This is a genomic window from Nonomuraea sp. NPDC048882, from assembly GCF_040649755.1.
Taxonomy (GTDB): Bacteria; Actinomycetota; Actinomycetes; order Streptosporangiales; family Streptosporangiaceae; genus Nonomuraea; species Nonomuraea maheshkhaliensis.
In genome coordinates this window covers 19,633-45,884 of sequence record NZ_JBEZGB010000001.1, presented here as the reverse complement: position 1 = coordinate 45,884, position 26,252 = coordinate 19,633, and the positions used below count along the sequence as shown (strand labels likewise).

The following is a 26,252-nucleotide window of genomic DNA, read 5'->3' as shown; positions in this document are numbered from 1 at the left end:
CGCGAGGTTCGGCGGGTTCGTCGGGGTTCAGCGAGGGAGCGGGATCAGGTGCTCGTCCGGCATGGTCACCGTGACGCTCGACCCAGGGGCGGGAGCCGCGCCGCCACGGACGTCGGCGAGCAGCCTGACGGTCGCCCCCGACGGATCGACGACGTCGAGCGAGACCAGCAGGTCGACGCCGCGGAAGGCCACGTCGGCCACCGTCGCGGCCAGGCCGGGCCCCTGCTCGGCGATGCGCAGGTGCTCGGGCCGGATGGTCAGCGGAGTGCCGTCCGCCGCGGTGAGGAAGTTCTCGTAACCGAGGAACTCGGCCACGAAGCGGTCGGCCGGGCGCGGGAAGACCTGCTGAGGGGCGCCCTGCTGGACGATCCTGCCCTCGTTCATGATGACCATCTCGTCGGACATCTCCAGTGCCTCGTCCTGGTCATGGGTGACGAGGATGACGGTCAGCTCGGTCTCGGCCTGGATGCGCCTGATCTCGGTCCGCATCTGGACCCGCAGGCGGGCGTCGAGGTTGGACAGCGGCTCGTCGAGCAGCAGCAGCTTGGGCCTGATCGCGATGGCCCTGGCCAGCGCCACCCGCTGCTGCTGGCCACCGGACAGCTTCTTCGGCTTGCGGCCGGCCAGGTGCGCGAGCCCGACGAGTTCGAGCGTCTCCATCACCCGCGCCCGTCGCTCCGCGGCCGGCACCTTGCGCAGCCTGAGCCCGTACCCGACGTTGTCGGCCACCGTCATGTGCGGGAACAGCGCGTACGACTGGAAGACCATCCCGAGGTTCCGCTTCTCCGGCGGCGTGCGGGTGCTGTCGATCCCGTCGATGCGGATCGTCCCCGACGTCGGCGCCGAGTAGCCCGCGATCATCCTGAGCGTGGTGGTCTTGCCGCAGCCGCTCGGCCCCAGCAGCGTCGTCAGCTTGCCCGGCGGGACGGCGAGATCGACGGCGTCCACGGCGGTGAAGGAGCCGAACCTCTGCGTGACCCCGATCAACTCGGCGGCGGCGGTCATTTGCTGATCCCTCCGAAGATCTTGGCGAATCCGACCGTGCGCTCGGCGATCACGGCGATGACCACAGTCGCGGCCAGGATGAGGGTGGACGCGGCGGCGACCATCGGGTCGTAGGACTGCTGCACGTAGTCGAGCATCGTCACCGGCAGCGTCCGGAAGTCGCGTCCCTGCAGCAGCAGCGACAGCGGCACGTTGTTGAACGACGTGACCACGCTGAGCAGCCCGGCGGAGAAGATCCCCGGCCGCAGGACGGGCAGCGTCACGTTGAGGAACGCGCGCAGCGGCGAGGCGCCGAGACCTCTGGCGGCCTCCTCCAGCGCGGGATCGGCCAGCGCGAGCGAGGCGCCGGTGACGCGCACCGCGTACGGCAGCATCAGCGCCGTGTGCCCGACCAGCAGGGCGGTGAAGTTGTCCAGGTCCAGGCCGACCATGAGCTGCTGGAACAGCGCGAGGCCGACGACCAGCTCCGGGACGATGAGCGGCGACAGGAACAGCCCCTCCACCAGCCCCTTGCCGGGGATCTTGCCCCGGTGGATGGCGAGCGTGGCGGGCACGCCGATCAGCAGCGCGAGCGCGGCGGCGAGCACGGCCAGCTGCACGCTGGAGATCGTGGCCTCGACGAACGGCTCGTACGCGAACGCCTCGCCGAACCAGCGCAGCGAGAACCCGTCGGGCGGGAACCGCAGCGTGCTGCCGGAGGTGAAGGCGGTGGCGACCACGAAGACGATCGGCACGATCATGATGACGTAACCGACGACCGCCAGCGCCGCCGTGATCGGCCGCTTCACGAGGTGGCCCCCTTCCGCCCGATCAGCGACGACAGCCCGGAGACCAGGAAGACCAGCACCGTCATGATGAGCGCCGTCGCCGAGGCAGACGCCCAGTCGACGGTGGTGGTCGCGTACGAGTACAGCTGCGTGGAGAGCATGCGCTGACTCGACCCGCCGAGCAGGTACGGCGTGGTGTAGGCGGTGACGGAGCCCGCGAAGACGAGGGTCGCGGCCACCACGATGCCCGGCATGGTGAGCGGGATGACGATGCTCCACATCGTCCGCGTCCGGCTCCCGCCGAGCCCGCGCGAGGCGTCGTCCAGGCCAGGATCGACCTGGGCCACGGCCGAGTAGCAGGAGATGATCGCCAGCGGCAGGAACAGCTGGGTGAGGCCGAGGATGATCGCCGGCTTGGTGTAGAGCAGCTGCGGCGCCACGTCCACGACGCCGAGCTGCACGAGCAGCCGCCCGAGCGCCCCTTTCGAGCCGAGGATCACGAGCCAGCCGAACGTGCGCACCACGTTGCTCAGCATCAGTGGGAAGATCGCCACTGCCAGCAGGACGCCGCTCCAGCGCGACGGCGAGCGGGCCAGCCAGTAGGCGATGGGGAAACCGAGGACGACGCAGATGACCGTGACCGCCAGGGCGAGCCCGACCGTGCGCCCGATCACCTCCAGGTCGTACGGATCCGTGAGCATCTCGCCCAGGCGCGTGAAGATCTCGCCGGTCGGCACGTCCGGCGGCGCGAAGAGCATCGCGGCCGAGGGGATGAGGAAACCCACGACGAGCAGGACGAGACCGGGCACCAGGAGAAGGGCCGATGAGCGTGAGATGTCGGCGTCCTTTCTGGCATGGCGTACGGTAGGGCGGAACCGGTTGCGGAACCGGTTCCAGGAGCCTGACCATAGATTATGGGGGGCCTCGCGCACAAACCCCTGTGTGAAATCCAGGTAACGACTCAAGGGAGCATCAGTGCCCACACTCGCGGACGTCGCCGCGCTGGCCGGGGTTTCCAAGGCGACGGCCTCCCGCGCCCTGGGCCGGCCCGACCTGGCCGCCCCCGAGACGGTGGCCCGCGTCCGCGCCGCCGCCGAGCAGCTCGGATTCGTCCCCAACCGGGCCGCCACCCAGCTGGCCCGGGGCAAGACCGGGGTGGTCGCCGTCGTGGTGCCGACGCTCGACAACACCTTCTTCAACCCGATCATCGGCGGCGCCCAGGCTCGCGCGGCCGGCTCGGGCGTGCAGCTGACCATCGCGGTGCACTCCCTGGAGCACCCGGCCCAGCTCGCCGCGGTCGAACACCTCGCGCACCAGGTCGACGGCTTCCTGTTCACCGCGCCCCGGGGGTCGGACGAGATCGTCCGCGCCGCCGCGTCGTACAAGCCGACCGTGCTCATCGACCGCGAGATCGACGGCATGACCTCGGCCGTCGCCGACACCGCCACCGCCTTCGGCGCGCTCGTCACCTGGTTCACCGGCAAGGGCCACGAGCGCATCGTCTACATCGGCGGCCCGGCAGGCTCCTGGCAGGACCGCCAGCGCCAGGCCGCCATCCGTGCCGCGGCCGAGCCGAGCGGCGCGACGCTGACCATGCTCGGCCCCTGCCCCTCGACGTTCGCCGCCGGCGTGGACGCCGCCGACGCCGTGGTGGCCGCCCGAGCCACCGCCGTCGTCCCCTACGCCACCTCGATCGGCCTCGGCCTCATGTTCGCCCTGCTCAACCGGGGGATCCGCGACGTGGTGGTCAGCTCGGAACGCATGGTCGTCGAGAGCCTCGGCCTGCACGACGTGCCCTCGATCGACGTGGACGGCGAACGGCTCGGTGAGGTCGCCATGGACCAGCTCATGGACCTGCTCGGCGAACGCAGGGAGCCCGCACCCGTCAGACGCCGGCTCACCGTCCCGATCGAGTCGGCCTCCGGCTAGGGCGGGTCGACACGGTCGCGGGTTGCAGCATGGGGACCAGGAACTGGCGGGCGACGGCGGCGAGCTGGGCGTCGTCGTCGAGGTCGATGACCTGGCTGGGTGTGGCCAGGAACGAGGCGGAGATCCGGACCATTATCTCGGCCACGAGGTCGGTGTCGAGGTCGGCGGAGACGTGGCCCGCCCGTTGCTCGTGGCGGAGCTGGCCGGCCACGAACTGGCGCACGGTGGCGAGGGTGCGGCCCCCGTCGGCGATCATGGAGGGCACGAGCAGGTCGGGCTCGGCGGTGATCAGGCCGCCGATCAGCGGGTTGCTCCTGATGGCGCGTAGTGAGCTGACGAAGCCCAGGACCACGCGGTCGGCGGCGGTGCCGGCCCGCTCGATGTCGATGAGGAAGCGGTCGAAGTAGCGGCGGAACTCCCGGCGCACGACGTGCTCGACCAGGGCGTCCTTCGTGGCGAAGCGCCGGTAGACGGTGATGCGCGAGACCTTGGCCCGGCGGGCGACGTCCTCCATCGTGGAGCGCCTGATGCCCATCCGGCAGAACTGCTCGTAGGCGGCGTCGAGGATGCGGGCGCGGAGCTCGTCGCTGTCATCGACCTGTTCGACGGCGTCGAGGTAGGCACGTTCCAGCAGCGACTCCGAGTCCGACGGCGTCATGAGCCCTGACCACGCGGATTCCACGATCACCTCCTGCGGTTGATTCTGCATCATTCCGCACCGTCGCCGGCGCGCTCTTGTGATCCCCCTCACAGTGTGCTGTCATGAGCATGATACACAGAAGCGGTTCTTGTTTCATCGTATCAACGGGTGCTCCACTCCGGCGAGGAGGAACCAGGGCATGGACAGAGAGAGCGGCGGCCGCGACGGTAGGGTCAGCAGGCGCGACATGCTGATGGCCGGTGGTGCGCTGGGCGCGCTCGGCGCGCTGAGCGCGGCGGTGCCGGCGTACGCGCAGGGCCCGTGGACGTGGTCGGCCGAAGGCTCGGTGGCGGGCGCCGGGGCGGGTACCGATCCGCGCTGGGTGTGGGACGAGGAGGCCGATCCACTGGTCGCCTCGCTGCTCGACCGGGGCGACGTGCCCAGGGTCAACGAGCTGTTACGCACCTGGACCAAGAACGGCCAGCCGCTGCCCGCCGGACTGCCGGCGGACCTGCGTGACTTCATGGAGCGGGCCAGGCAACTGCCCGCGTGGGCCGACCACGGCAAGCTCGCGACCGCGTTCACGTTCAACGAGAAGCGCGGGCTCTACCTCGGCGTCCTGTACGGGCTGGCCAGCGGCATGATGAGCACCGTCATCCCCAAGGAGGCGCGCGCGGTCTACTACTCCCAGGGCGGCGCGGACATGAAGGACCGCATCTCCAAGACCGCCAAGCTCGGCTACGACGTCGGGTCGCGCAACGCCTACGCGCCCGACGGCGAGATGATCGTGACCTGCGTCAAGACCCGGCTGGTGCACGCGGCCGTACGGCACCTGCTGCCACAGTCGCCGCACTGGCCGCAGGTCGCCGACGAGGAGATCCCGATCAGCCAGCGGGACATGATGGTCACCTGGCACAGCCTGCCCACGACCGTCATGCAGAAGCTGACCGCGTGGAGGGTGCCGATCCCGGCCGCCGAGTCGGAGGCGTTCCTGCACTCGTGGCAGCTGGCCGCGCACATGCTCGGCATCAAGGACGAGTACATCCCCGCGTCGTGGGCCGAGGCCGACGCCCAGGCCCGGGAGGTCCTGGACCCGGTGCTCGCGCCGACGCCCGAGGGGATCAAGCTGGCCGACATCCTGCTCGGTCTCGGCACCCCGGTCGACGCCGGCATCCTGTCCAAGCCCATCCTCGGCGCGTTCACCCGCTTCATGCTCGGCGACCAGATCGCCGGCTGGCTGAGAATCCCGAGGGAGCCGATCTGGGACCCGCTGCTCAGGCTGTCCTGGCGGCCGTTCGTCGCCGTGCGCGAGGGGCTGCTGCCGTTCCCGCTGGCGCCGGAGGCGTACTGGCTGTTCGACGAGTTCCTGCGCAAGGCCGCGCTGCTCTTCCTGTCGGAGGCGCGGCCGATCCGGATCGAGATTCCGGAGACGAACCGCCCGTCCTGACGTGGGGGCCTGTCCATGGGGGATCGCGAAAGGAGTTCGAGAGCATGGCGGAGCTGAGCAGACGCAAGATGCTGATGACGGGCGGAGCCCTGGGAGCCCTCGGAGCGCTGGGCATGGCGTCACCGGCGCACGCGCGTCCCTGGACCTGGTCGCCGGCCGGCTCGGTCGCCGGGTCCGGCGCCGGCGCCGACCCGCGCTGGGTGTGGGACGAGGAGGCCGACCCGCTGGTCGCCTCGCTGCTCGACCGCGGCGCCGTGCCCGAGGTCAACCGGCTGCTGTGGGACTGGAACCGCAACGACCAGCCGTTACCCGCCGGGCTGCCGGAGGACCTGCGCGCGTTCATGGAGCGGGCCCGTCAGCTGCCCTCGTGGGCGGACCAGGGCAAACTGGAGGCCGCGGCCGAGTTCAACAAGTCCAGAGGGCTCTACCTCAACCTGCTCAACGGCGTGGGCGGCGGCATGCTCAGCACCGCCATTCCCAAGGAGGCGCGCGCGGTCTACTACTCCAAGGGCGGCGCCGACATGGAGGACCGGGTCGCCAAGACGAGCATCCTCGGGTTCGCCGTCGGGTCGCTCAACGCGTACCGGCCGGGCGGCTCCTGCGCGGTCCAGGCGGTGAAGACCCGCCTGGTGCACGCGGCCGTACGGCACCTGCTGCAGCAGTCGCCCCACTGGAACGGCGACATCCCGATCAGCCAGGAGGACATGCTGGTCACCTGGCACACGCTGCCCACCTTCGCGATGCGCAAGATGCGCGAATGGAAGGTGCCGATCAGCGCCGCCGAGTCGGAGGCGTACCTGCACGTGTGGCAGGTGACCGCGCACATGCTCGGCATCAAGGACGAATACACCCCCGCCACCTGGGACGCCGCCAACGCCCAGTCCGACCAGATCCTGCCCCGCAACATGGGGCCGACGCCCGAGGGCGTCATCCTCACCGACATCCTGCTCGGCCAGCTCGCCGAGCAGACCAGCCCGCTCAGCGTCAGCCGGCCCCTGTGCAACGCGCTCGCCCGCTATCTGGTCGGCAACCAGGTGGCCGACTGGGACGGCATCAGGCGCGAGCCGGTGTGGGACCCGCTGATCGCCGCCACCTGGCCGAAGCTCGTCCGGTTCCGCGAAGGGCTCATTCCACTGCCGCTGGTGCCGGAGGTCGCCTGGGTCATCGACGAGGCCGTACGGCAGTACATCCTGTTCTTCCTCACCAAGGGCGAGGAGACCAGGATCGACATCCCCACCGCCAACCGGCCCGGGTGAGCGGCGCGATGACGGGACCGCACGCGGACGACGGCATCGGGCGGCGGCGCTTCCTCGGGTACGTGCTGGCGGCGCCGACGCTGGTGACGGCCGCCGGACTCGACCTGGCGCCTGCCTCAGGACCTGATTCGGCGGCTTCAGTGCAGTTGACGGACCTGCTCGATCTCAACGACCTGATGACCGCGGCGGCGTTGCCGACCTCGGGCCTCATCTCGGTCGAGGTGAACGGGGACGGCACCGTGTCGTTCGCGCTGCCGCGCGCCGAGGTGGGGCAGGGCATCACCACCTCCACGGCCATGCTGATCGCGGAGGAGCTGTCCGTACCGGTGGAAAGGGTCCGGGTCACGCTCGCCGACGCCCGCCCCGAACTGGTCTTCAACCAGCTCACCGGCGGATCGAACACGACCTTCGCGACCTACACCCCGATCCGCGTCGCCGCCGCCGTGGCCCGGCTCCGGCTGCTGGCAGCGGCGGCGGCCGAGCTCGGCTCGCCGGTCACCGATCTCACCCTGCGGGCCGGGACGATCACCGACCGCTCCGGCAACCGCGTCGGCATCGGCGCCCTCGCGGAGAAGGCCGCCGGCACGCGCACCGAGCGGGTGGCGGTGGAGCTCACGCCACGCCGGAACTTCACCGTCATCGGCGCACCGCACAACCGGATCGACGCGCTGGACGCGGTGACCGGGCGCAAGAAGTTCACCATGGACCTGGACGTCCCGGGCGCGAAACCCACGATGGTGTGCCGGCCGCCGACCATCAACGGCAAGGTCGGCTCGGTGGCCAACCTCGCCGAGGTCCTGGCCATGCCGGGCGTCACCGACGCCGTGGTGATCTCCACGGGGGTGGCGGTCCGCGCCGAAACGTTCGGCCAGTGCATCGACGCCGTACGCGCTCTGCGGGTCTCCTGGAGGCCCGGCACCGTGGACGGCAAGTCCGACGAAAGCGTGCTGCGGGAGCTGAAGGCCGCGGAACTGCCGCTCGGCCCCAGACCGCCCACCCCGGTCGTCGAAGGCACGTTCACCTTCGCCTTCCGCAGCAACAGCGCGCTGGAGCCCAACTGCGCCATCGCCGACGTACGGGCCGATCGCGCCGAGATCTGGTCCGCGCTGAAGTCGCCCATCGTGGCCCGCCAGGCCATCGCCGCGCGGCTCGGAATGCCGCCCGGCCAGGTCACCGTGCACGTCGTCGAAGGCGGCGGCTCCTTCGGGCGCAAGCTCTTCTTCGACGCCGCGCTCGAAGCCGCCGAGGTGTCGCAGAAGGTCGGCAAACCCGTCAAACTCATGTGGCACCGCGCCGACGACTCCCGCCAGGGCCGTACTCATCCGATGGCCACCTCGCGGGTCCGTGTCGCCTACCTCGGCGGCGTCGTGCTCGGCTACGAGCAGCGCCACACCAGCGTCTCCACCGACCTCGGCCACGGCCTCGGCGAGATCATCACCGCGATGGCCGCGCGGCTGCCGGTGGGCGACATCGGGTTCGCGCAGACGTTCTTCCAGCTCAGTCAGGAGATGCCGTACGCGTTCGGCGTCGTCGGCCAACTCCTCAGCGAGACGGGCAAGGGCTTCAACACCGGCAGCATGCGCAACGTCTACTCGCCCGACGTCGCCTGCGCCCGTGAGCTCGTCATGGACCGGCTCGCCGCGAAGACGGGCAAGGACGCGTACCGGTTCCGGCGCGACTTCCTGCGCGACGACCGCGCGCGGGCGGTGCTGGCGAGGGTGGCCGAGGCCGGCGAATGGGGGCGGCCGATGCCGGCCGGCACCGCGCAGGGCATCGCGTTCCACGCCGAGTACAAGTCGGTCAGCGCCGCCCTGGTGGAGATCGACTGCCGGCCGGAGACCGTCAACCGCCCGATCCGCGACGGCGTGTCCGGGCCGCGCGTCACCAAGGCCGTCTTCGCCGTGGACGTCGGCCTCGCCGTCAACCCGCGCGGCCTGGAGGCGCAGATGATGGGCGGCGTCATGGACGGCATCGCGCTGGCCCTGACCGCCGGCCTGCACCTGCGCGACGGCCACTTCCTCGAGGCGAGCTGGGACAACTACTTCTACACCCGGCAGTGGAACAGCCCGCCCGACCTGCGGATCATCGTCATGCCCAGCACCTCGGAGCAGCCCGGCGGCGCCGGCGAACTGGCCGTGGCCGCCTCCACCGCCGCCGTCGCGTGCGCGTACGGCCGCGCCACGGGAACGATGCCGACCAGCTTCCCGATCAGCCACGGCACGCTCTCTTTCACCCCCAAACCCACCGTCCCGCCCATCCCCCCGTCCCCGGCCGACGGCCTGGACCACGCCCGCTGAAGCGAGGAGCGCCACGTGCCCGAGTACACCTTCCGCGTCAACGGCGAGCAGGTCACCGTGGACGTCCCCGGTGACGTGCGCCTGCTGTGGGTGCTGCGCGACATTCTCGGCATCACCGGCCCGAAGTACGGCTGCGGCATCAACGTCTGCAAGGCGTGCACCAGCCACCTCAACGGCAAGGCGATCAACCCCTGCGCGATCCCCGTGCAGGAGCTGCGTCCGACGGACGAGGTGACGACCATCGAAGGACTCGCGGCCACGGCCGGCGCGGACCTGCACCCCATGCAGCGGGCCTGGCTCGACCACGACGTCGCCCAGTGCGGCTACTGCCAGCCCGGCCAGATCATGGCCGCTGTGGCGCTGGTCCGCCGCGTCGCCGAGGAAGGCCGCGAGATCACCGACGCCGATCTCGACGGGCTGCGTAACATCTGCCGCTGCGGTACGTATTTCCGCATCCGCGAGGCGATCAGAGCGGGCGCCGCGATGGATTGACCACGGTGGGCACCCGGGCGGCTTGATCATGGTCAATCCTGTTTCCCGAGGCCAAGGGCGGTCGTCACGGTTCTTGACCGTGTGACTTGACGTTAATCGCCAGCCCGTAGGCGATCTTGGCGCTAATCTTCGCTGGCAACATCGTCAGCTCTCCGCCGGCAGGAACGTCAGCGGTAGAACGGGAGCATTCATGCGACACCCTGTTGTCGTGGGCGCGTTACTCATGGTGGTCGCCGGCCTGTGGGCCACCCCGGCCAGTGCCGCCCCCGCCGCTCAGGCGGAACGGGCGTCCGGCGGCTGGTACACCGAGTTACCCGCCTCCATGAAAGTCTGTGACAACGCCACCTGGCAGGACGGCCCGTCCAGCGCACCGTCAGGCGCCATCGTGGTCCCGGCGGGCGACAACCTCGGCCTCGACTTCGGCCAGGCCGGCAAGACCTACTGGTTCGCCCCGGGCACGCACACGCTGGGCGACGGCGAGTTCAGCCAGATCATGCCCGGTGACAACAGCGCCTTCATCGGAGCTCCGGGCGCCGTCCTCGACGGCAGGAGACTCAACAAATACGCCTTCGGCGGCGTCGCCTCCGACGTGCGCATCGCGTACCTGGAAATCCGCAACTTCGGCGGCGAAACCAGGAACCACAACGAAGGCGTCGTCAACCACGACTCCGGCACCGGCTGGGTGATGGAGAACCTCTACGCCCACCACAACGACGGCGCGGCGGTGTTCCTCGGCAGCGCCAACACGATCCGCAATAGTTGCCTGAAAGACAACGGCCAGTACGGCATCAGCATGTACAAGGACCCGGTCGAAGGCGATTCCGCGCTCAAAAACCTCGTCGTGCACCACAACGAGATCGCCGCCAACAACCAGCACGACTGGGAGAGCGAGATCGAGGGGTGCGGCTGCACCGGCGGCGCGAAGTTCTGGGACGTCAACGGTGCCACCGTCACGGAGAACTACGTCCACGACAACCTGAGCGTCGGCCTCTGGGCCGACACGAACAACATCGACTTCCGCTTCGACCGCAACTGGATCGAGCACAACGAGAGCATCGGCCTCTGGTACGAGATCAGCTACAACGCCACCATCACCCGCAACGTCTTCAAGCGGAACGCCTGGGTGACCGGCAACGAGAACCTGGGCTCGCCGGCCCCGGCCATCTACATCTCGGAATCAGGCGGTGACGCCCGGCTCGCGTCGGAAACGAGCGGCAGCTCGGACCTGAACATCAACGACAACTATTTCGAGGACAACTTCTCCGGCATCACGATCTTCGAGAACACCAATCGTTTCTGCAATTCCAACGGAAACACCAGCACGGGTTACTGCACGCCGTTCGTCACCCCCACGGTGATTCCCACGCCGCACGACGGCGACTATCTCGACCCGATCAACGCGACTCACCCCTGCTACACGTCCATCGCGAACGAGCCGTTCCGCAGCGACTGCCGCTGGCATTCGCAGAACGTCAAGGTGTTCGGCAACGAGTTCCGCTTCGACCAGGCGAACGTGCCCTGCGCCGGAACGTACTGCGGCGTGCAGGCTCTTTACGCCCAGGGGGCCGACAATCTGCCCTGGATGCCGTACACGGTCGCGGAGATTCAGCAGAGCGTCATGCACACCAGCGGCAACAGCTTCCACGACAACACCTACGTGGGCAACTGGAAGTTCGCCAAGGGCTGGGGCGAGACCATCTCCTGGAACGCCTGGCGCTCGGCCCCGTACAACCAGGAGGCCAACAGCACCCTCAACGGCGTGACCGAGCCGCCGCCCGTGCCCAACGCCCTCGACGCCGACACCGCGACCCTCGAAGGCTCGATCGGCCAGTGGGACGCCTGGTACGGCTCCGCCGTGCAGCGAGCCGCGGAAGCCGCCCACGGGGGCGCTTACGGCCTGCGGATCGACGTCACCGAGGGCGGGGGATGGGGCGTGCAACTGGGCAACTGGCCCGGCTTCGACGCCATCCCCGGCGCCAAGCGGGTCAGCGTGTGGGCCCGGCAGGGCACTCCCGGGATCTCCACGGCGACGCTGCGGTTGCGCTGGTACGACTCCGGTCAGCAGCCGCTGGGGAGCGACGAGATCACGCTCGGCGGGCTGAGCACGAGCTGGCAGGAGTTCACGGCCTCGTTCACCGCACCCGCGGGGACCGCCACCGTCGCACTGGAACTGACCAGCGGCACCGGCGCCACCGGCAACTCCCTCCACCTCGACGACATCGTCATCGCCGACCAGCGGTAACGGACCCCGACACGGAAGCGCGGGCCCGCGACGTACACGAATCGACGCGGGCCCGCGTGCCGTGTGCAGATCGACGCACGGACCCACGAAGTGTGCGCCCCTTTGCCGCGCCGGGTCCGGGACGGTCTTGACAGACACCCGCATCCGGATCACAGTCGTCCAGTGCGGGAAGGGTAGAAGACACGGTCCAGGCCCGACGGAGCAGTTGCGCGCCTGGCTGGCGGAGCAACTGGACAGCCGGACGGCGATCAGCGCCATCCGCTCCCTCCACGGCGGCGAAAGCCCGTGGTGGATCGACCTGACGATGCGAGGTGGCACGACCGGTTCGGCGGTTTTTTGTTCGGGCTCGGCCCGCTCGGTGGTCCTCCGATCCCCGAGCAGTCGCATCTCATCAGACCAGATCGCGACGAACGTAGCCGCACTCGCCGTTGCCGAGCAGCGCGGCCTGCCGGCGCCCCGCCTGCTCGCGGCCGACCTCGACGGCCGCGCGGCCGGTACGCCGGCGAGCCTGGAGACCATCGTGCCAGGGACGAGCATCTGGCCTGCCGCGCCTTCCACCGAACTTCTCCTCGCGGCGGGCGCCGCGCTCGCCCGGGTCCACGCCGGCACGCTCGACCCGACGCCGCACCTCCCGTTCCGCCCCCGTCCCATCGCGGTCGACGATTTCGCCCAGGACCGCCGAGCCGGACGGATGCCGACCACCGCCCTGCTCGACCTGGCCGACGACCGAGTCCGGGCGATCGAGCCTCCCGGCACGCCGGCCGTCTTCGTGCACGGCGACGTGTGGCCCGGCAACACGGTGGTCGCCGGCAACGGGATGCGCGGCCTGATCGACTGGAAGACCGCCGGCGTCGGCAACCCCGGCGTTGACCTCGGCGAACTGCGCAAACAGGTAGCGATCCGCTACGACGACGACGCCCCCGGCCATGTACTGGAGGGCTGGCGACGGGCCCGCGGAACGAGCGCCGACGACATCGCGTACTGGGACGCCGTGGCCGCGCTCAACACCCCGACCGAGATGTACAGCCACCACGCCACCCTCCGGCGTGACCACTTCCTCAGGGCCGCGATCGCGCGGTTGCGCTGACGCCGGGCCGTCCGCCCGGCGCGCCCGGCCCGGCGTCACAGGCCGACTTCCGCCGAAGAGATCGACACACGTTTTTCGCGTGGCAGGATGGGTTTCAGGGATGAACTGCGGTGGGGCACGCCCGATAGAGGAGACTGCATGCCGACGACTGACGACGATCTCAGCGACGTCACCCGTGAGGCCCCCGCGTGGTCGGGGTCCACGGCCGTCCGCCTTCTGATCGGCGTACAGCTCCGTAAGCATCGCGAAGCCTGTGGCATGGACCGCGAGCAGGCCGGATACGCCATCAGGGCCTCGGCGTCGAAGCTCAGCCGGATGGAGGCCGGCCGCACCGGCTTCAAGGCGCGCGACATCGCCGACCTGCTCACCCTGTACGGCGTCAGCGACGAGGCCGAGCGAGGCACCCTGCTCGCCATGGTCGAGCAGGCCAACGCGCCTCGATGGTGGCAGGAATACCGGGACGTGATCCCCGACTGGTTCGAGTCGTACCTCGGGCTGGAGCAGGACACCTGCCTGATCCGCACCTACGCGGTCCACGTGGTGCCCGCCCTGCTGCAGACCGAGGACTACGCCCGCGCGGTGATCAGCCAGAGCTCGCCGAAGCCGTCCCCCAGGCAGGTAGAGCGGCGGCTCGCGCTGCGCGCGCGCCGTCAGCGCCTGCTCGCCCGGCCGGACGCGCACCGGCTGTGGGTGGTCATGGACGAGGCCGTCCTGCACCGCCGCGTGGCCGACGACGACGTGATGGACGCCCAGTGGGAGCACCTGGCGCGGATGGCCGAGCAGCCGCATGTGAGCGTGCAGGTGCTGCCGTTCACCTCCGGCGGCATCGTCGGCGGCATCGGCCCCGTCACGATCCTGCGCTTCCCGCAGCAGGAGCTGTCCGACGTCGTCTGCATGGAACACCTGACGACGGCGCAATACCTCACCAAGAGCACGGACGTGCTGCCCTACCACGTCCTGATGGACCAGCTCAGCGTGGCCGCGCTGCCGGCCTCGGCGACGGCGGCGCTGGCCCGCGACCTCATCGGCGGCTGAGGAGGATGGGCGAGGGTCAGCTCTTTCGCGCCACGCCGCCGAAGGCGTCCACCTCGTCCGGCACACCGTCGATGGCCTCGCCCTCGTAACGCCAGCGCGACACCGACACGACGCCCGGTTCGAGCAGCTCCAGGCCGTCGAAGAAACGGGCGATGCGTTCCGGCGTGCGCAGTTCGTACGAGTAGACCTGGCCCTCGTCGCGCAACTGCTCGGCCTGCGCGGCCGCCTGCGGCTTGACCACGTTGGTGCCGTCCTCGACGACCAGGAAACTGCCGGCCGGCACGGCGTTCAGGTAGCGGCCGATGAGCGCGCAGGCCTCGTCGTCGTCCCGCACGGTGCCCATGACGCCGAGCATCAGCACCGCGATCGGCTCGGCGAAGTCCAGCGTGCGCGCCGCCCGGCCCAGGATGTCGTCGGGATCGCGTACGTCGGCGTCCAGGTAGTCGCAGGCCCCGTCCGGATGGCTGGTCAGCAGCGCGCGGGCGTGCACCAGCACGACCGGGTCGTTGTCGACGTAGACGATCCGGCTGGCAGGATCGACCCGCTGCGCCACCTCGTGCGTGTTGTCCACGGTGGGCAGACCGGTCCCGATGTCCAGGAACTGCCGGATGCCCTCCCGCTCGGCCAGATGACGCACGGTACGCCGCAGGAAGGCCCGCGTGTGCAGCGCGATCTCCTGCATCCCGGGATAGGTCTGCTCCAGCATGTCGGCGAGCTCTTTGTCGACCGGGTAGTAGTCCTTGCCACCCAGCCAGTAGTTCCACGCCCTGGCCTGGCTGGGGCGGGTGGTGTCGATCCGATCGAAGGCATCGGAAGGGGAGGGATCGGCCACGAGCTGCTCCATTCCTGTCATGTCACGATTTACCGCGAAATAAGCCCGTTCTATCAAGTCGGCCCACAGGCCAGACCGTTACCTGATCTTCCCGTACGAAAGGAGCGCTCCGGCCGATCTCTCCCTATTCGCGACTTGACATGGAGAAGCTCCGTCGTGCGCGTCGAAGGGCCCCGGTATGTCGTCCGGCCGCTCGTCTCGTCGGGCAGGACAGCGAGTCGCCCTTTCAGACGCCGATGAGCCTGACATGACGGCCGCACAGTCGAGCCATGTCATCGATGTCCGAGGTGAGCATGGCGACGGGACCGGGCTGCCGGAGCGCCATTTCGGCGACTGTCGCGTCGACCGCGTGTTCGTGACCGTGCAAACCGGCCGTCCTGAGCAGATCCGCGGACGCCTTCGCCGTACGTTCGGTGACCGGTTCGACCTTGACGCGGGAGAGCACCCACCGCAGCCGAGGCATGTTCACTCGCGTGTGGGTGACCTCCACGATGGTGTTGGCGCCGATCACCAGATCGGCGCCCATGGTGTGGAAGACATGGAACATCGCAATGACCTTTCGGTCTTGCGCAATAAAGGCGGAAAGCCCTTGGGAATCGAGAACGACGGTTTCGACATGGTCGATCACGCCGCGCCCACCGAACCACCAGGGTCCGCCTCGCCGAAGATTCGAGTGTGGGCCTCGATGAGTTCCTCGTCGGTGAACTCGCCATGCTCCTCTTGGTAGCGCATCAGCTCGGCTCCGAGAAGCTGGTGCCGCAGCTGGCGTGCCACTGCCTCGGCGACGTAGCCGGAGATGTTATCGGTGAGCTTTCTGAGCTCGGCGACCTGGTCATTCGGCAGGGTTACCGTGATGCGCGTCGTGTCCGCCATGCAGTAATAATCATACTGCGGTATGCGTGATGTTGCGGATCTCCACCGCAACGCTGGACCAGGCCGTCGAAGGCGTCGTCGGATTCGCTGGTCCTGATCCAGGTCAGATATCAGCGGGTCGCGGAAGAGATGCCGTGCTCGTGCGTAGGCGTGATCAGAACATCTACCTCCTGATCCTCCTACTGGACTAGGAGGACAGCTCCTAATGAGATATGCTTCTCATTATGGCCGAGGTCCTTCCTCCACACATGCGTCAACTTGCTGAGGTAGCCACGATCGTGGCGGCCGCAGGTGCCACGGCCGACTGGCTGTACCACCTCAAGGGCGACATGTGTGCGCTGCGTGTGATCAAGGACGGCATCATCTCGGTACCTGTCATGATCCCTGCCGACCCGGATCGCGACCCGGAGCTCTTTCGCGAAGCCCTCAAGCGTCTGGAGGCGGTCGTAGAAAGGATGAGCCGATGAGCAAGATGATCACGTATGTCGTCACCTTCGAGAACAAGCGGTGGGTGGCGCGCTGCCCGACAGGCGAGGTCGAAGGAGTCGGTGTGGCAAGCTCCTTGTCCCAACTGGAGCGCGATTTGGCGGAGATCCATGCCTGGGCCTGGCCTGCGGAAACCCCCGGCGTGGAGTTCGTCTTCGATCTTCCCGAGGGGATCGCAGGGGTGGTGGCGGAATACAGCCGTGAAAGGAAACTGGCGGAAGCTCACACTCAGCGTGCCGCGGAACTCGCCGTAAAAGCCGCGAAAGTACTCACGAGCCATTGGTCGGAACCGGACACGGCACGTGTCATGGGTTTGTCCAAGCAGCGAGTCCATCAATTGAAGGTGAGCGCCTGATCAACGTGGCGACCGGCCGACGTGGTCGCCTGCTCGAAATCGTCTCGTTCAGATCGACTGGACAAGCCCTCGGGCATCGGATCCCTTCTGTGCCGGTCGCCCCTTTCATGCAGACGCTTGCGACGGCGTGATCCAATCCTGCGGGCGGGAAATCAGCACATCGTCCAAGCCGACAGGGCCAGTTTCCATTGAAGATCGGACACCATCACACGCGCAGGACGGTGACCTGGCGGCCGGACGGTGTGGTGGCCTGCTCGAAGGCGCCTCGTTCGGCCCAGGGCGGGGCTTTGGAGCGTCGGTTGAACATCACCGGTACGCCGGTGTCGAGGGTGAGGCGGTCGAGGTAGTTGTCGAGTTGGGTGAGGCCCTCGGGGGTCGGGTCGTTCTCGCCCGGTCGCCAGACTTTGAGTTCCATGGCCTGGCGTTGTACGAGCCGTTCGCCGTTGGGGCCGGGGTAGAACCAGCGGATCAGCATGTGGAGGCGTTTGCTGCCGGCGGCGTATTCGCGGTCGAGTTGGCCGCCGCCGTTGACGAGGCGGTGCATGAAGGCCATGAGGATGATCTGGCAGGCGGCTTCGTGGTAGCCCTCTTGCTGGATGAGGACTTCGTCGTGTTCGCGCCAGAACACGACGAACTCTTCAAGTACGCGCGTCAGGTCGAACCGGCCGTCGGGCGGGACGAAACTGCGCGGGTCGGCGCGTATGAACCGCTCCGTGCGATCGCCCACTACCCGGAGCAGGACCTCCCGGTAGATGGGGTTGGCGATGTCCAGGGTTCGGGTGTCTCGGATGAGGCCCAGATCGTGGACGTAGGAGACGGCGTGGTCGAAGGACATGTCCGTGTCCGGCGACATGCCGGCCACGATCGGTTCGATGACCCGCATGACTCGGGGGTCCTGCAGCCGGGCCGCCAGGGAGTCGAGGTGGGTGCTGCGAGCTCGGATCAGCCGTTCCTTGGCAACGTCCACCGACTCGACGGTGATGGTGTCGGTCACTCGCATCTTGAAGGTGATTTCGTAGGCGAGGGCGTTGACCAGCCAGGGTTGTCCTTGGGTCAGCTCGTGGACTCGGTCGACCGCGTCTTTGGTGAATTCCTGGCCGGTTGCTTGGGTGTGCTGGTCGTACAGTTCGGCGATCTGATCGGCGGTGAAATCATTCTGGCGCAGCGACTTGGTGATGACGGTGAACGGGCTGGCCGGATCCGACCAATCGGGGTTGCCTCCGGAGGTGACCCTGTAGTCGGGCATGTCGCGCACCCCGCACAGCACCACGGACGCGGGGAACGGACGGCCTTCATGCCGGGCGTTGTGCCCGTCGCGCAGCTGGCTGAGGATGCTGACCATGCCGGCACCCTGCAGCGAGTCGTGAGATCGGTCCTCCCACTCGCCGACGCCGCCGAGTTCTTCGATCTTCTCGCGTGACAGTCCGGTGAGTGCGGCGACACTTGAACTGAGCGAGCCGTCCAGTACCCTCATCGACTCGATCATGCCTTTGCGGATCTCCTCACGGCGCTGCTCCAGGTGATCTCTGACGGCTTCGGACACGAGGGCCTTTTTGGTCATGCCGAGGAAATGAGCGGCCTGGGGGATCAACTCGTCGGTCACCGGGTTGATCTCTTTTGGTCATGCCGAGGAAATGAGCGGCCTGGGGGATCAACTCGTCGGTCACCGGGTTGATCTCTGTCATGCGGCGGTTTTCGGCGAATGGGCTGCTAGAGCAGTCGTTCGCTTCTGGCGGATGTTTCGTGGCGGGTGGCGGTGAGGAATTCTTGGCGTAGTTGTTGGTGTGGTGTTCGAGGATGCTCGAGGGTGGGGCTGGTGTGGTGGTGGTAGTAGAGGTTCCAGCAGATGTGGATGCCGTGGAGGAGGGCGTCGAGGAGGTCGGGGGCGGGGCGGGTGGGGTCGAGGGAGGTGAGGGGGAGGTAGATGGTGTCGGGGGTGATGTCGATTTCTGGGTGGTCGGCGTGGGCTCTGGAGATGATTTCGTGGGCGGCGGTGAGGCGTTGCTCGATTTCCTGGATGCCATGGAGGTGGCCGTCGGCGACGTGGAGGGCGTTGCGGATGAGGGGCATGACGACGTGGCGGGCTCGCATGCCGGCGTCCATGGCGGTGGTGATGTCGGTGAGGCTTTCGAGGGTGAGAGGTTTGTCGTGTTGTTCGGCGCTGGCGACGATGTGGACGGGGTGGATGCCGGTGCGCTGGGCGGTGATGGTGACGGCGGCGTAATACCAGTGGGCGGCGGCGATGGCGGCTGCTGTGGGGTCCACTTGGGTGAAGAGGTCGTGGCTGCCGAAAGGGCTGTCGCGGAGGAGGCGGTCGGCTTGGGAGATTTGCAGGGGTGAGGCGTCTTCGCGGCTGAGGGCCGTGGCCTGCTGGGCGCGTTCGGACAGGTCGCCGCGTTCGGCCCGTTCGATGGCGGCCAGTTCGGCGGCGACGTCGGTGGTGATGTGGGTGGTGAGCTGGGAGCTGTCGAGCGTGCGCAGGGTACGGGCGACGGCGTGGGCGCTCTGTTCGACCTTGGTGTTGAGGAGTTTGTTGCTGGACTCGGTGAGGGCGGGGAGGATCTTGTCGAACGCGTCGCGTTCTTGCTGGCGGTGCCAGCCGAGGCTGTTGGGGCCGTGCCGGTCGGCGGCGCTCGGGGGGTGGGTGTAGGAGCGCCAGCAGATGTGCGACAGGCGGGTGAGCTCGGCGGCGAGCCGGCAGGTGTTGCGGTGCAGCTGGTCGTGGGTGAGCCTCGCCACGACGATGGCGGTGTCGCCGATGCCGGTGCTCCACTGGGCGAGGAGCGTGTTGTGGGCACGGTCGATGGCATACCGAGTCACGGAGACCTCTTCAAAGAAAGGGGGAACCGGAGAGGGAGAACTCTGCTCGGGCCAGTTTCTGGTTGTGCCCAGGATGCTGGATTCGCCGCTCAGGTGGAGCCTTTTTGACGTTGTTGCCGGTGCCTGATCAGCGGTTTTGCTCAGAGACGCGGCATAATTCCTTCGGGTTGGGGTCGTGGAGTCGGCTTGCGGGAGGGGTCTGCTTAGTCGGCAATTCGGTCATTTTCCGCCATTGTCCTGACTAAGGCCGTATTTCACGTCCGCGAGTGGTCGAGGTAGGCAAACTCGACCACATGGGCTTGGCCACTCACGGGACGGCATGACCGGCCGAGCGGGGTGATACGCGGAGCGGGCCTTTCTGCTGCGGAGCTGCCGCGAGCGGTGATGGCGCATGGAGTGCGGGGGCTCAGTGGAGTGGGTGGTGCTGTTGCCGGTGTGCGGCGCGGTAGGCGCTGGGGCTTACGCCGAGGCGTTCGGTGAAGTGGCGGCGCAGAGTGACCGGGGAGCCGAAGCCGGTCAGGTCGGCGACGCGGTCGATCGGAGCGTCTGAGGTTTCCAGGATCTCCCGGGCGCGGTCCAGGCGCGCCGCCAGCAGCCACTGCAGCGGGGTCGTGCCGGTCTGGGCGCGGAACTGGCGGTTGAGGGTGCGGACGCTCACCCGGGCCCGGCCGGCCAGGTCGGCCAGGGTCAGCGGGTGGTGCAGGTTGTGCTGCATCCACTGGAGCAGCGGCTGGAGCGCGGCGCCGTCGGGCTCGGGGGCGGGGTGGTGGATGAACTGGGCCTGGCCGCCCTGCCGATGGGGTGCCATGACCACGGCGCGGGCGGCCTCGGCCGCGACGGCGGCGCCGTGGTCGGCGCGGATCATGTGCAGGCACAGGTCGAGGCCCGCCGCGACGCCCGCGGAGGTCAGCACCTGGCCGCTGTCGACGTACAGGACGGACGGGTCGACCGTCGCAAGGGGGAAAGCCCGCGCGAGCTGGTCCGCGAAACTCCAGTGGGTGGTGACCCGGCGGCCGTCCAGCAGGCCGGCGGCGCCGAGGACGAACGCGCCCGTGCAGATGGAGGCGATGCGGACGCCCCGGGCGGCCGCGTCGCGCAGCAGGTCCAGCACCGGTGGCGGTGGCGGCTGGGTGGGCGGGGAGAGGCCGGGGATCACGATGCTGTCGGCATCGAGGGCGCTTTCGAGGGGAAAATCGCAGCTTATCCGGAAACAGGATGCCTGCACGGCGTGGGCGTTGACCTCCTGCTGACCACACACCTTGATCTCGTACCGGGGTTCTCCACCCGGCCTGGCCGCGGAGAAGACCTGACACGGCACCACCAGATCGAAGGCCACCACCCCGTCGAAGGCGAGGACGGCCACGCTGTGCAGCATGACCAGAATGTAGCGGAGATCGGCACGGCCGCCGCTGGTCCGGGGCGTCGCCGTGGGCCGACACTTCCGATCATGAAACGCAGACACCTCATTCAGGCGACCGCCGCGGCGGCGGCCGGAGCCATCGCCCTGTCCGACGACGCGTCCGCACAGGCGGCCGGACGGACGGCGCCCGGTGGAAGGCGACGCGTGCACATCGTGCTCTTCGACGGCGTCGAGGAACTGGACTTCGCGGCGCCCCTGCAGTCCCTGGGCATCGCGGGCCGATTCGGCGCGCCGATCGAGATCACCCTGGTCGCCGTGGACGGGCCGCGCAGCGTACGGGCCAGCCACGGCACCGAGATCAAGGCGGACGGCGCCTGGGCCCCCGACGCGGCCGACCTGATCCTGGTGCCCGGCGGCGGGACCGGCAGGGACCCCGACAAGCCCGGCGTCGCGGCGGAGATCCGGCGGGGAACGATCCCCGCCGCGCTGCGGGCCGCCCGCCGGCCGGGACTGATCATGGCGTCGGTGTGCACCGGCGCGCTGCTGCTCGGCGCCGCCGGGCTGGTCCGTGGCCGCCCGTGCACCACGCACCACGGCGCCAAGGAGCAACTGGCCGAGCAGGGCGGGAAGGTCATCAACGCGCCGGGCCCCAGCACGCCGGGACCGCGGGTGGTCGACGACGGCGACCTGCTCACCTCGGCCGGCATCACCAGCGGGCTGGAGCTGGCCCTGTGGTTCGTCGAACGCACCTACGGGCCCGAGATGTCGATGAACGTGGAAATGGTCCTGGAGTACGAACGCCGCGGCCTGGTCTACCGAAGCCGCTGAGCGGTGTGCGCGAGTGTGCTGAATCCGGGGCGTTGTGGCTGGGCGCCACCTGCGAAAAACCCGGTGACGTCGGCGATCGTCCCCGGGAATACTGGTCGGCCATGGATGAGGTCGAAGTGATCGTCGCGCATTCCGAGCGGGCGACCCTGCGCGTCGGCGACGTGTTCCTGAAGGTCGACGCCGATCGGGCGCGTATCGAGGCCGAGGTCGAGGCGATGGCCCTGGCGCCGGTCCCGACCCCGGAGGTCCTGTGGCACCGGCCGCCCGTACTGGCCATCGCCGCGGTCCCGGGGACGGCGCTCGGTCGCCTCGGGCAGCCGGAGCCCGCGTCCCCGGCGGCGTGGGCCGCGGCGGGCGCCGCCGTCCGGAAGCTGCATGACGCGCCGTTGCCGCCCCGGCTCGGCCGGGCCGGCCGGAGTGTCGAGGAGCTGGCGGCGGAGCTCGACGAGGAGTGCGGGTGGCTCGTGACGAACGGCGTCCTGCCCGCCGACCTGGTCACCCGCAACCGGCAGGTCGCCGAGGCCGCGCTCCGGCCGTGGACTCCGGTGTTCACGCACGGCGACCTGCAGATCTCGCACGTGTTCGTCGACGGCGACGACGAGGTCACGGGCATCATCGACTGGTCCGAGGCGGGCCGGGGCGATGGCCTGTTCGACCTGGCCATTCTGACGCTTGGGCATGAGAGGCACCTCGGTGACCTCGTGGCCGGCTATGGCGGCGACGACGATCTCGACGTGATTCGCGGGTGGTGGTCGATGCGGAGCCTGCTGGCGATTCGCTGGCTGGTCGAGCATGGTTTCGACCCGTTCGCACCGGGTTGTGAGGTGGATGTGCTGAGGTCCCGGTTGTGAGGTCGGAGGAGGAGTGTCGGGGTCGGTTCTGGTTTGGGGTGATCAGTTAGTCGTGTCGTCCGCGGCTCGATCGGTCGCGTACGGCTCTCGTACGGCATGACGTTTCGGCGGCGACGTGTTCAGGGTGGCGAGGCGTTTCTGCAGGTCGATGTGCCGGAACTGATACACGGCCCCGGTCTGCCGGAGCAGCCCGAGCCGGTGGGCGTCCTGCAAGAACGCCATCAGCCGCACCGGCGTTCTGCGGCGGACGGACAGACAGGTCAGGGTGATGAGATAGATGACGCTGGAGCTCGCCAGGCCACCGGCGAGGCCGCTGGCGAGCCCCGACATCAGCCCGACCGCGAGGCCCACCGAGAGCTTCGAGGTGAGTCCCCCGGCGAGCCCGCCGGCGCACGCGCCCGCGAGGCCGGACACGAGCCAGACCGTACGGCCGAACGAGAGCCCCACGGTGAGCCCGAACGCCAGCCCGACGGCCAGGCCGACCGCGGGCCCCGAGGTGACGCCGACGACGAGCCCGCCCGCCAGCCCGCCGGTGAGCCCGAACGCGAGCGCGTTGAGCAGCGCTGTGCGCAGGTCGCGGTGCAGGGAGTCGGGCGGGGTCTGCGCGGTCTCGCTGGCCTGGGAGTTCTTCGCCCATTCCGACAGTCCGAAGGCGAGCCCGCCCGCGAGCGCGACGACGAGCCCACCCGTGAGGCCGGGGACGAGCCCACCCGAAAGGCCTCGTCCGCCCGCCGAGCCGGGGACGAGTCCGCCCGCGAGCCAGCCCACCAGCCCGCCCACCAGCCCGCCCATGAGCCCGAAGACGAGGCCGAAGGCGAGCCGCGCGGCGAGATGGCCGATCAGCGAGCGGATCCGGCCCCGCAACCGCAGGTCCGCATAGGCGGGCTCGGCATTCGGCCCGGTGGGGGTGGACGTCGCCGGCCAGTGCAGCAGCGCGACCGTGAGCCCGCCCGCGACCCCGAACGTGATCCCGTACGCGGCCCCGCCCTCCGACCCGAACACGAGCCCGAAGGCGAACCCGTACGTGAGCCCGCCGGTGATCGCGATGAGGAGCCTGAGCGTCCGGCGAGGCAGCGTCTGGTGCACCCGCCACCAGGCGAGGTCGGTCGTGTCACCGGTGTCGAGGTGGTCGGCGAGGAAGGACAGCCAGCGCCGGGCGTCCTCGGGCGCCCAGCTCCGGTGCGGCCGGAAGGGGTGGTGCGGCTGGGCGTCGGCGAGGTGCTGCGGCCGGTTCGTGGTGATGACGGCCTGGACGAGGTGGTCGAAGAGGTGGTCGGTGATCTCGCCAGGGGTGGTGAAGCGGCCGGGCGACAGGAGCGGCGCGGGATCCGTACCGGTGTCGACGTAGACGCGCCGCACCAGCCACAGGGTCAGCGGCGTGGCCAGGGCCCGGGTGAGCGGCGCGGTCGTGTCCCGGGCGAGGACGTCGAGCAGGGCGGGCCAGGCGCCCGCGGGCCGCGGCGGCAGCACTCGGGTGAGGTACGCGGCGGCGTCGGCCGGACGAAGCGGCCGGGGTTCGATGACGGCCGCGGCGGTGAGGACGTCACCGCCGGGGGAGTGCACCGCCGCGCGGTACTCGGTCATGCGGCAGGTGAGGATGAGGGGGTCCATGAACGTGTCGTTCAGCGCGCTGAGGACCTGCGGGCGTAAGGGTTCCGGGAGTTCGTCGAGGCCGTCGAGGATGGGCAGGACGCGGCGTTCGGTGACCAGGGCCAGGGGCAGGTCGGGGCCCAGGGCGGGGGAGCACAGCGCAGGGTAGGTCTTCGCGAGGCCGCGGGCCAGCCAGTCGCGGAAGCGCTCGGTCGCGGGATCCCATCCCGTCAGCGGGACCATGACGGGAACGGGCTCGCCCGGCAGCGGATGTTGCAGGAGCTGACGCAGCAGCAGGACCGCCAGGGTGGTCTTGCCCATGCCGGGATCACCGGCGATGACCAGCCGCCGGCGGGTGAGGCCGCGGAAGGCGGCGGCCAGGTCGGAGATGCGGTCGGTACGCCCGGTGAAGCGCGGCCGGCCCCGGGCGAGCAGCGACTGCAGGGTCATGGGCCGGACGAGGTGACCGGGATGGTCCATGACGGGCAGTTCGGTGAGGCGCCAGCGCACCGCGAGCGGAGCGGGGTCGTCGAGCCGGCGGATGCCGATCTCCTCACGCCACTGTTTCAGCACCAGCCGGGCGAGGATCTGCTGGGCCTGGTCGAGCTGCTCGCGCGAGCACACCGCCTGCTCGTGGACGCCGGGCGGTCGCCAGGCCCGGATGATCAGCGGGAGTGACGGCGCGGCGGCGAACACGATCGAGGCGAGCTGGGCCCAGTTCGCCGCGGTCTGGAGTCCCTGCCGCTGCAGGATGGCGGCCAGGCCGAACCCGACGCCCAACAGGAGCACGGTCAGCGCCAGCGCGCCCAGGCGCCTGCGCCGCTGCGGCCCATCGCTCTTCGCCACACGTCATATCATGGCAACTTCGCGTCATCTCCAGGAGGCAGATCTTCCTGTACGCGACCTTCGACCGGCGCGGAAAGCGCAACCGGCGGGGGGCGGATCGGACCCGCCGGCGCCGTACGACGCCGGCGGGCGAAGAGCCCAGGGCCGAGCCCCGGCCTCAGCCGAGCGGGATGACCGGCTCGGCCGACCGGCTGACGTAGGAGCAGCCCGAGGTGGGCAGGCTGCTCGCCGCCGGCGGGTTGACGCCGTCGTACAGGGCGAGCAGGAAGTTCTGCGGGCACCGGCGGGTGCTGCCGGTGCGGATGCCGAAGTGCAGGTGCGGGCCTGTCGAGTTGCCGGTGTTGCCGGTCAGCCCGATCTGCTGCCCGGTGCCGACCGACGCGCCGTTGGCGACCGACCACGACGAGAAGTGACAGTAGGTGTAGATGGCGCCGTCGTTCCCGGTCAGGTTGATGCCGCGCCCGCACAGGCTGTCGTCGATGATCGTCACCGTGCCGGGGCGCACCGCGTAGGCCGGGGTGCCGGTGCCGACCGGCAGGTCGATCGCGGGATAGTCGTGGTGCGGGTCGTCGTACTCACCGCGCGGCAGCGCGGTGCGCGGAAGGGGCAGCGAGAAGGCGGGCGATCCGGTGGACGAGGTGATCCGGACGGCGTCGGCGACGACGTAGCCCGGCTGGCTGGTCCAGCGGCTGACGCCGACCACGTTGTAGTCGCCCGCGGCCAGGGTGAATGTGCCCAGGCTGACCCAGCGGCCCCCGTTGGCGCGCTGGTCGACGACCACGCTGCGGGTGCCGTCGGCGCTCGCCACCAGGAACGGGGTGGCGCTGTTGTAGCCGGGATCGGCTGGATACCAGACCTCGACCAGGTGGGGTCCGGCCGCCGCGATGGCGGCCTTGAACCAGGCGGCGTCGCTCGCGGTGGTGTTGGGGTTCGCGAAGCGGTAGTCCGCCTCGTACCGCTGCGCCGACCAGGCCGAGGTGCCCCAGTCGGGGCCGGCGGTGAACCGGCCGGCGGTGGCGTTGTCGACCGTGGTGGTCGCGGCAGAAACGGGGGCCGTCGTGCCGAGCAGGGCCAGACAGGCCGCCACGACGGCGGCCGATAAGCGAGTGATGACGTTCACGAGCTGATCCCTCCTGGGGGTCGAGGGGAAGCACGGACGAAAGTATCTAACCAAGACGCGAGCGCCAATGAAAGATATCTACATAAATCGGACT

At 69.4% G+C, this 26,252-nt stretch carries 24 protein-coding genes; 12 read left to right on the top strand and 12 right to left on the bottom strand.

Annotated elements, in window-relative coordinates:
* Nucleotides 1-27 precede the first annotated feature (27 nt).
* From AB0C27_RS00220 to AB0C27_RS00210, 3 genes are read right to left on the bottom strand one after another with little or no spacing between them, the layout of a single operon-like run.
* Entirely contained in the window at nucleotides 28-1,005 is a 978-nt protein-coding gene (locus tag AB0C27_RS00220) for an ABC transporter ATP-binding protein (protein WP_357835373.1), read from the bottom strand.
* A complete protein-coding gene (locus tag AB0C27_RS00215) occupies nucleotides 1,002-1,793 on the bottom strand; it encodes an ABC transporter permease (protein WP_357835370.1) in 792 nt (263 codons plus the stop codon). Before AB0C27_RS00215 ends, AB0C27_RS00220 begins: the two co-directional genes overlap by 4 nt.
* Nucleotides 1,790-2,581 (bottom strand): ABC transporter permease, encoded by a 792-nt coding sequence (locus AB0C27_RS00210; RefSeq protein WP_357835367.1) that lies wholly within the window; start codon nucleotides 2,579-2,581, stop codon nucleotides 1,790-1,792. The genes AB0C27_RS00215 and AB0C27_RS00210 overlap by 4 nt, the downstream gene beginning before the upstream one ends.
* A 166-nt stretch (nucleotides 2,582-2,747) precedes the next feature.
* Between AB0C27_RS00210 and AB0C27_RS00205 the strand changes: the two genes are divergently transcribed.
* Complete coding sequence (locus tag AB0C27_RS00205; protein ID WP_357835364.1) at nucleotides 2,748-3,701, top strand: LacI family DNA-binding transcriptional regulator; 954 nt, start codon at nucleotides 2,748-2,750, stop codon at nucleotides 3,699-3,701.
* Here the strand turns inward: AB0C27_RS00205 and AB0C27_RS00200 are convergent.
* Nucleotides 3,670-4,359: a helix-turn-helix domain-containing protein gene (locus AB0C27_RS00200; protein WP_357837977.1), complete on the bottom strand. Its 690-nt coding sequence runs from the start codon at nucleotides 4,357-4,359 to the stop codon at nucleotides 3,670-3,672. The two genes, AB0C27_RS00205 and AB0C27_RS00200, sit on opposite strands and share 32 nt — an antisense overlap.
* A 181-nt stretch (nucleotides 4,360-4,540) precedes the next feature.
* Between AB0C27_RS00200 and AB0C27_RS00195 the strand changes: the two genes are divergently transcribed.
* The 7 genes from AB0C27_RS00195 to AB0C27_RS00165 all read left to right on the top strand — a co-directional run bounded on the left by AB0C27_RS00195 (nucleotide 4,541) and on the right by AB0C27_RS00165 (nucleotide 14,197).
* The gene (locus AB0C27_RS00195; RefSeq protein ID WP_357835360.1) at nucleotides 4,541-5,788 is read left to right on the top strand and encodes an oxygenase MpaB family protein; all 1,248 of its coding nucleotides are present in this window, start codon (nucleotides 4,541-4,543) and stop codon (nucleotides 5,786-5,788) included.
* 44 nt (nucleotides 5,789-5,832) lie between these two features.
* Nucleotides 5,833-7,044, top strand: a complete 1,212-nt coding sequence (locus tag AB0C27_RS00190) for an oxygenase MpaB family protein (RefSeq protein WP_357835357.1) — start codon at nucleotides 5,833-5,835, stop codon at nucleotides 7,042-7,044.
* 8 nt (nucleotides 7,045-7,052) lie between these two features.
* Nucleotides 7,053-9,341, top strand: a complete 2,289-nt coding sequence (locus AB0C27_RS00185) for a molybdopterin cofactor-binding domain-containing protein (RefSeq protein WP_357835354.1) — start codon at nucleotides 7,053-7,055, stop codon at nucleotides 9,339-9,341.
* 15 nt (nucleotides 9,342-9,356) lie between these two features.
* A complete protein-coding gene (locus tag AB0C27_RS00180) occupies nucleotides 9,357-9,833 on the top strand; it encodes a (2Fe-2S)-binding protein (RefSeq protein ID WP_357835351.1) in 477 nt (158 codons plus the stop codon).
* Nucleotides 9,834-10,023: 190 nt separating this feature from the next.
* On the top strand, nucleotides 10,024-12,075 hold the full coding sequence (locus tag AB0C27_RS00175) for a right-handed parallel beta-helix repeat-containing protein (RefSeq protein ID WP_357835348.1): 2,052 nt from the start codon (nucleotides 10,024-10,026) through the stop codon (nucleotides 12,073-12,075).
* Nucleotides 12,076-12,280: 205 nt separating this feature from the next.
* Nucleotides 12,281-13,162, top strand: a complete 882-nt coding sequence (locus tag AB0C27_RS00170) for an aminoglycoside phosphotransferase family protein (protein ID WP_357835345.1) — start codon at nucleotides 12,281-12,283, stop codon at nucleotides 13,160-13,162.
* A 138-nt stretch (nucleotides 13,163-13,300) separates the two neighbouring features.
* Entirely contained in the window at nucleotides 13,301-14,197 is an 897-nt protein-coding gene (locus AB0C27_RS00165) for a helix-turn-helix transcriptional regulator (RefSeq protein ID WP_357835342.1), read from the top strand.
* A 16-nt stretch (nucleotides 14,198-14,213) separates the two neighbouring features.
* Here the strand turns inward: AB0C27_RS00165 and AB0C27_RS00160 are convergent, their stop codons facing one another.
* From AB0C27_RS00160 to AB0C27_RS00150, 3 genes are all read right to left on the bottom strand, one after another.
* Nucleotides 14,214-15,050, bottom strand: coding sequence for an SAM-dependent methyltransferase (locus AB0C27_RS00160; RefSeq protein WP_357835338.1), 837 nt, complete (start codon nucleotides 15,048-15,050; stop codon nucleotides 14,214-14,216).
* Nucleotides 15,051-15,255: 205 nt separating this feature from the next.
* Complete coding sequence (locus AB0C27_RS00155) at nucleotides 15,256-15,657, bottom strand: DNA-binding protein (RefSeq protein WP_357835335.1); 402 nt, start codon at nucleotides 15,655-15,657, stop codon at nucleotides 15,256-15,258.
* Nucleotides 15,654-15,902, bottom strand: a complete 249-nt coding sequence (locus AB0C27_RS00150) for a type II toxin-antitoxin system CcdA family antitoxin (RefSeq protein ID WP_357835333.1) — start codon at nucleotides 15,900-15,902, stop codon at nucleotides 15,654-15,656. Before AB0C27_RS00150 ends, AB0C27_RS00155 begins: the two co-directional genes overlap by 4 nt.
* A gap of 224 nt (nucleotides 15,903-16,126) precedes the next feature.
* Here AB0C27_RS00150 and AB0C27_RS00145 point away from each other — a divergent pair, with 224 nt between their 5' ends.
* Both AB0C27_RS00145 and AB0C27_RS00140 read left to right on the top strand, forming a co-directional pair.
* Nucleotides 16,127-16,369: a hypothetical protein gene (locus tag AB0C27_RS00145; protein WP_357835330.1), complete on the top strand. Its 243-nt coding sequence runs from the start codon at nucleotides 16,127-16,129 to the stop codon at nucleotides 16,367-16,369.
* The gene (locus tag AB0C27_RS00140) at nucleotides 16,366-16,743 is read left to right on the top strand and encodes a hypothetical protein (protein WP_357835327.1); all 378 of its coding nucleotides are present in this window, start codon (nucleotides 16,366-16,368) and stop codon (nucleotides 16,741-16,743) included. Before AB0C27_RS00145 ends, AB0C27_RS00140 begins: the two co-directional genes overlap by 4 nt.
* Before the next feature lie 205 nt (nucleotides 16,744-16,948).
* Here AB0C27_RS00140 and AB0C27_RS00135 read toward each other — a convergent pair whose 3' ends face one another.
* The 3 genes from AB0C27_RS00135 to AB0C27_RS00125 form a co-directional block, all read right to left on the bottom strand.
* Nucleotides 16,949-18,346, bottom strand: a complete 1,398-nt coding sequence (locus AB0C27_RS00135) for a hypothetical protein (protein ID WP_357835324.1) — start codon at nucleotides 18,344-18,346, stop codon at nucleotides 16,949-16,951.
* 107 nt (nucleotides 18,347-18,453) lie between these two features.
* A complete protein-coding gene (locus tag AB0C27_RS00130; protein ID WP_357835321.1) occupies nucleotides 18,454-19,563 on the bottom strand; it encodes a hypothetical protein in 1,110 nt (369 codons plus the stop codon).
* Between the two features lie 406 nt (nucleotides 19,564-19,969).
* Entirely contained in the window at nucleotides 19,970-20,938 is a 969-nt protein-coding gene (locus tag AB0C27_RS00125) for a helix-turn-helix domain-containing protein (RefSeq protein ID WP_357835318.1), read from the bottom strand.
* A 72-nt stretch (nucleotides 20,939-21,010) separates the two neighbouring features.
* On the opposite strand from AB0C27_RS00125, the gene AB0C27_RS00120 reads away from it, so the two are divergent.
* Nucleotides 21,011-21,751: a DJ-1/PfpI family protein gene (locus AB0C27_RS00120; RefSeq protein WP_357835315.1), complete on the top strand. Its 741-nt coding sequence runs from the start codon at nucleotides 21,011-21,013 to the stop codon at nucleotides 21,749-21,751.
* A 32-nt stretch (nucleotides 21,752-21,783) separates the two neighbouring features.
* The gene (locus AB0C27_RS00115) at nucleotides 21,784-22,602 is read left to right on the top strand and encodes an aminoglycoside phosphotransferase family protein (protein ID WP_357835312.1); all 819 of its coding nucleotides are present in this window, start codon (nucleotides 21,784-21,786) and stop codon (nucleotides 22,600-22,602) included.
* A 42-nt stretch (nucleotides 22,603-22,644) separates the two neighbouring features.
* On the opposite strand, the gene AB0C27_RS00110 is transcribed toward AB0C27_RS00115, so the two are convergent.
* Nucleotides 22,645-25,038 (bottom strand): NACHT domain-containing protein, encoded by a 2,394-nt coding sequence (locus tag AB0C27_RS00110; RefSeq protein ID WP_357835309.1) that lies wholly within the window; start codon nucleotides 25,036-25,038, stop codon nucleotides 22,645-22,647.
* A gap of 157 nt (nucleotides 25,039-25,195) precedes the next feature.
* Nucleotides 25,196-26,158 (bottom strand): peptidoglycan DD-metalloendopeptidase family protein, encoded by a 963-nt coding sequence (locus tag AB0C27_RS00105; protein WP_357835306.1) that lies wholly within the window; start codon nucleotides 26,156-26,158, stop codon nucleotides 25,196-25,198.
* Nucleotides 26,159-26,252 lie beyond the last annotated feature (94 nt).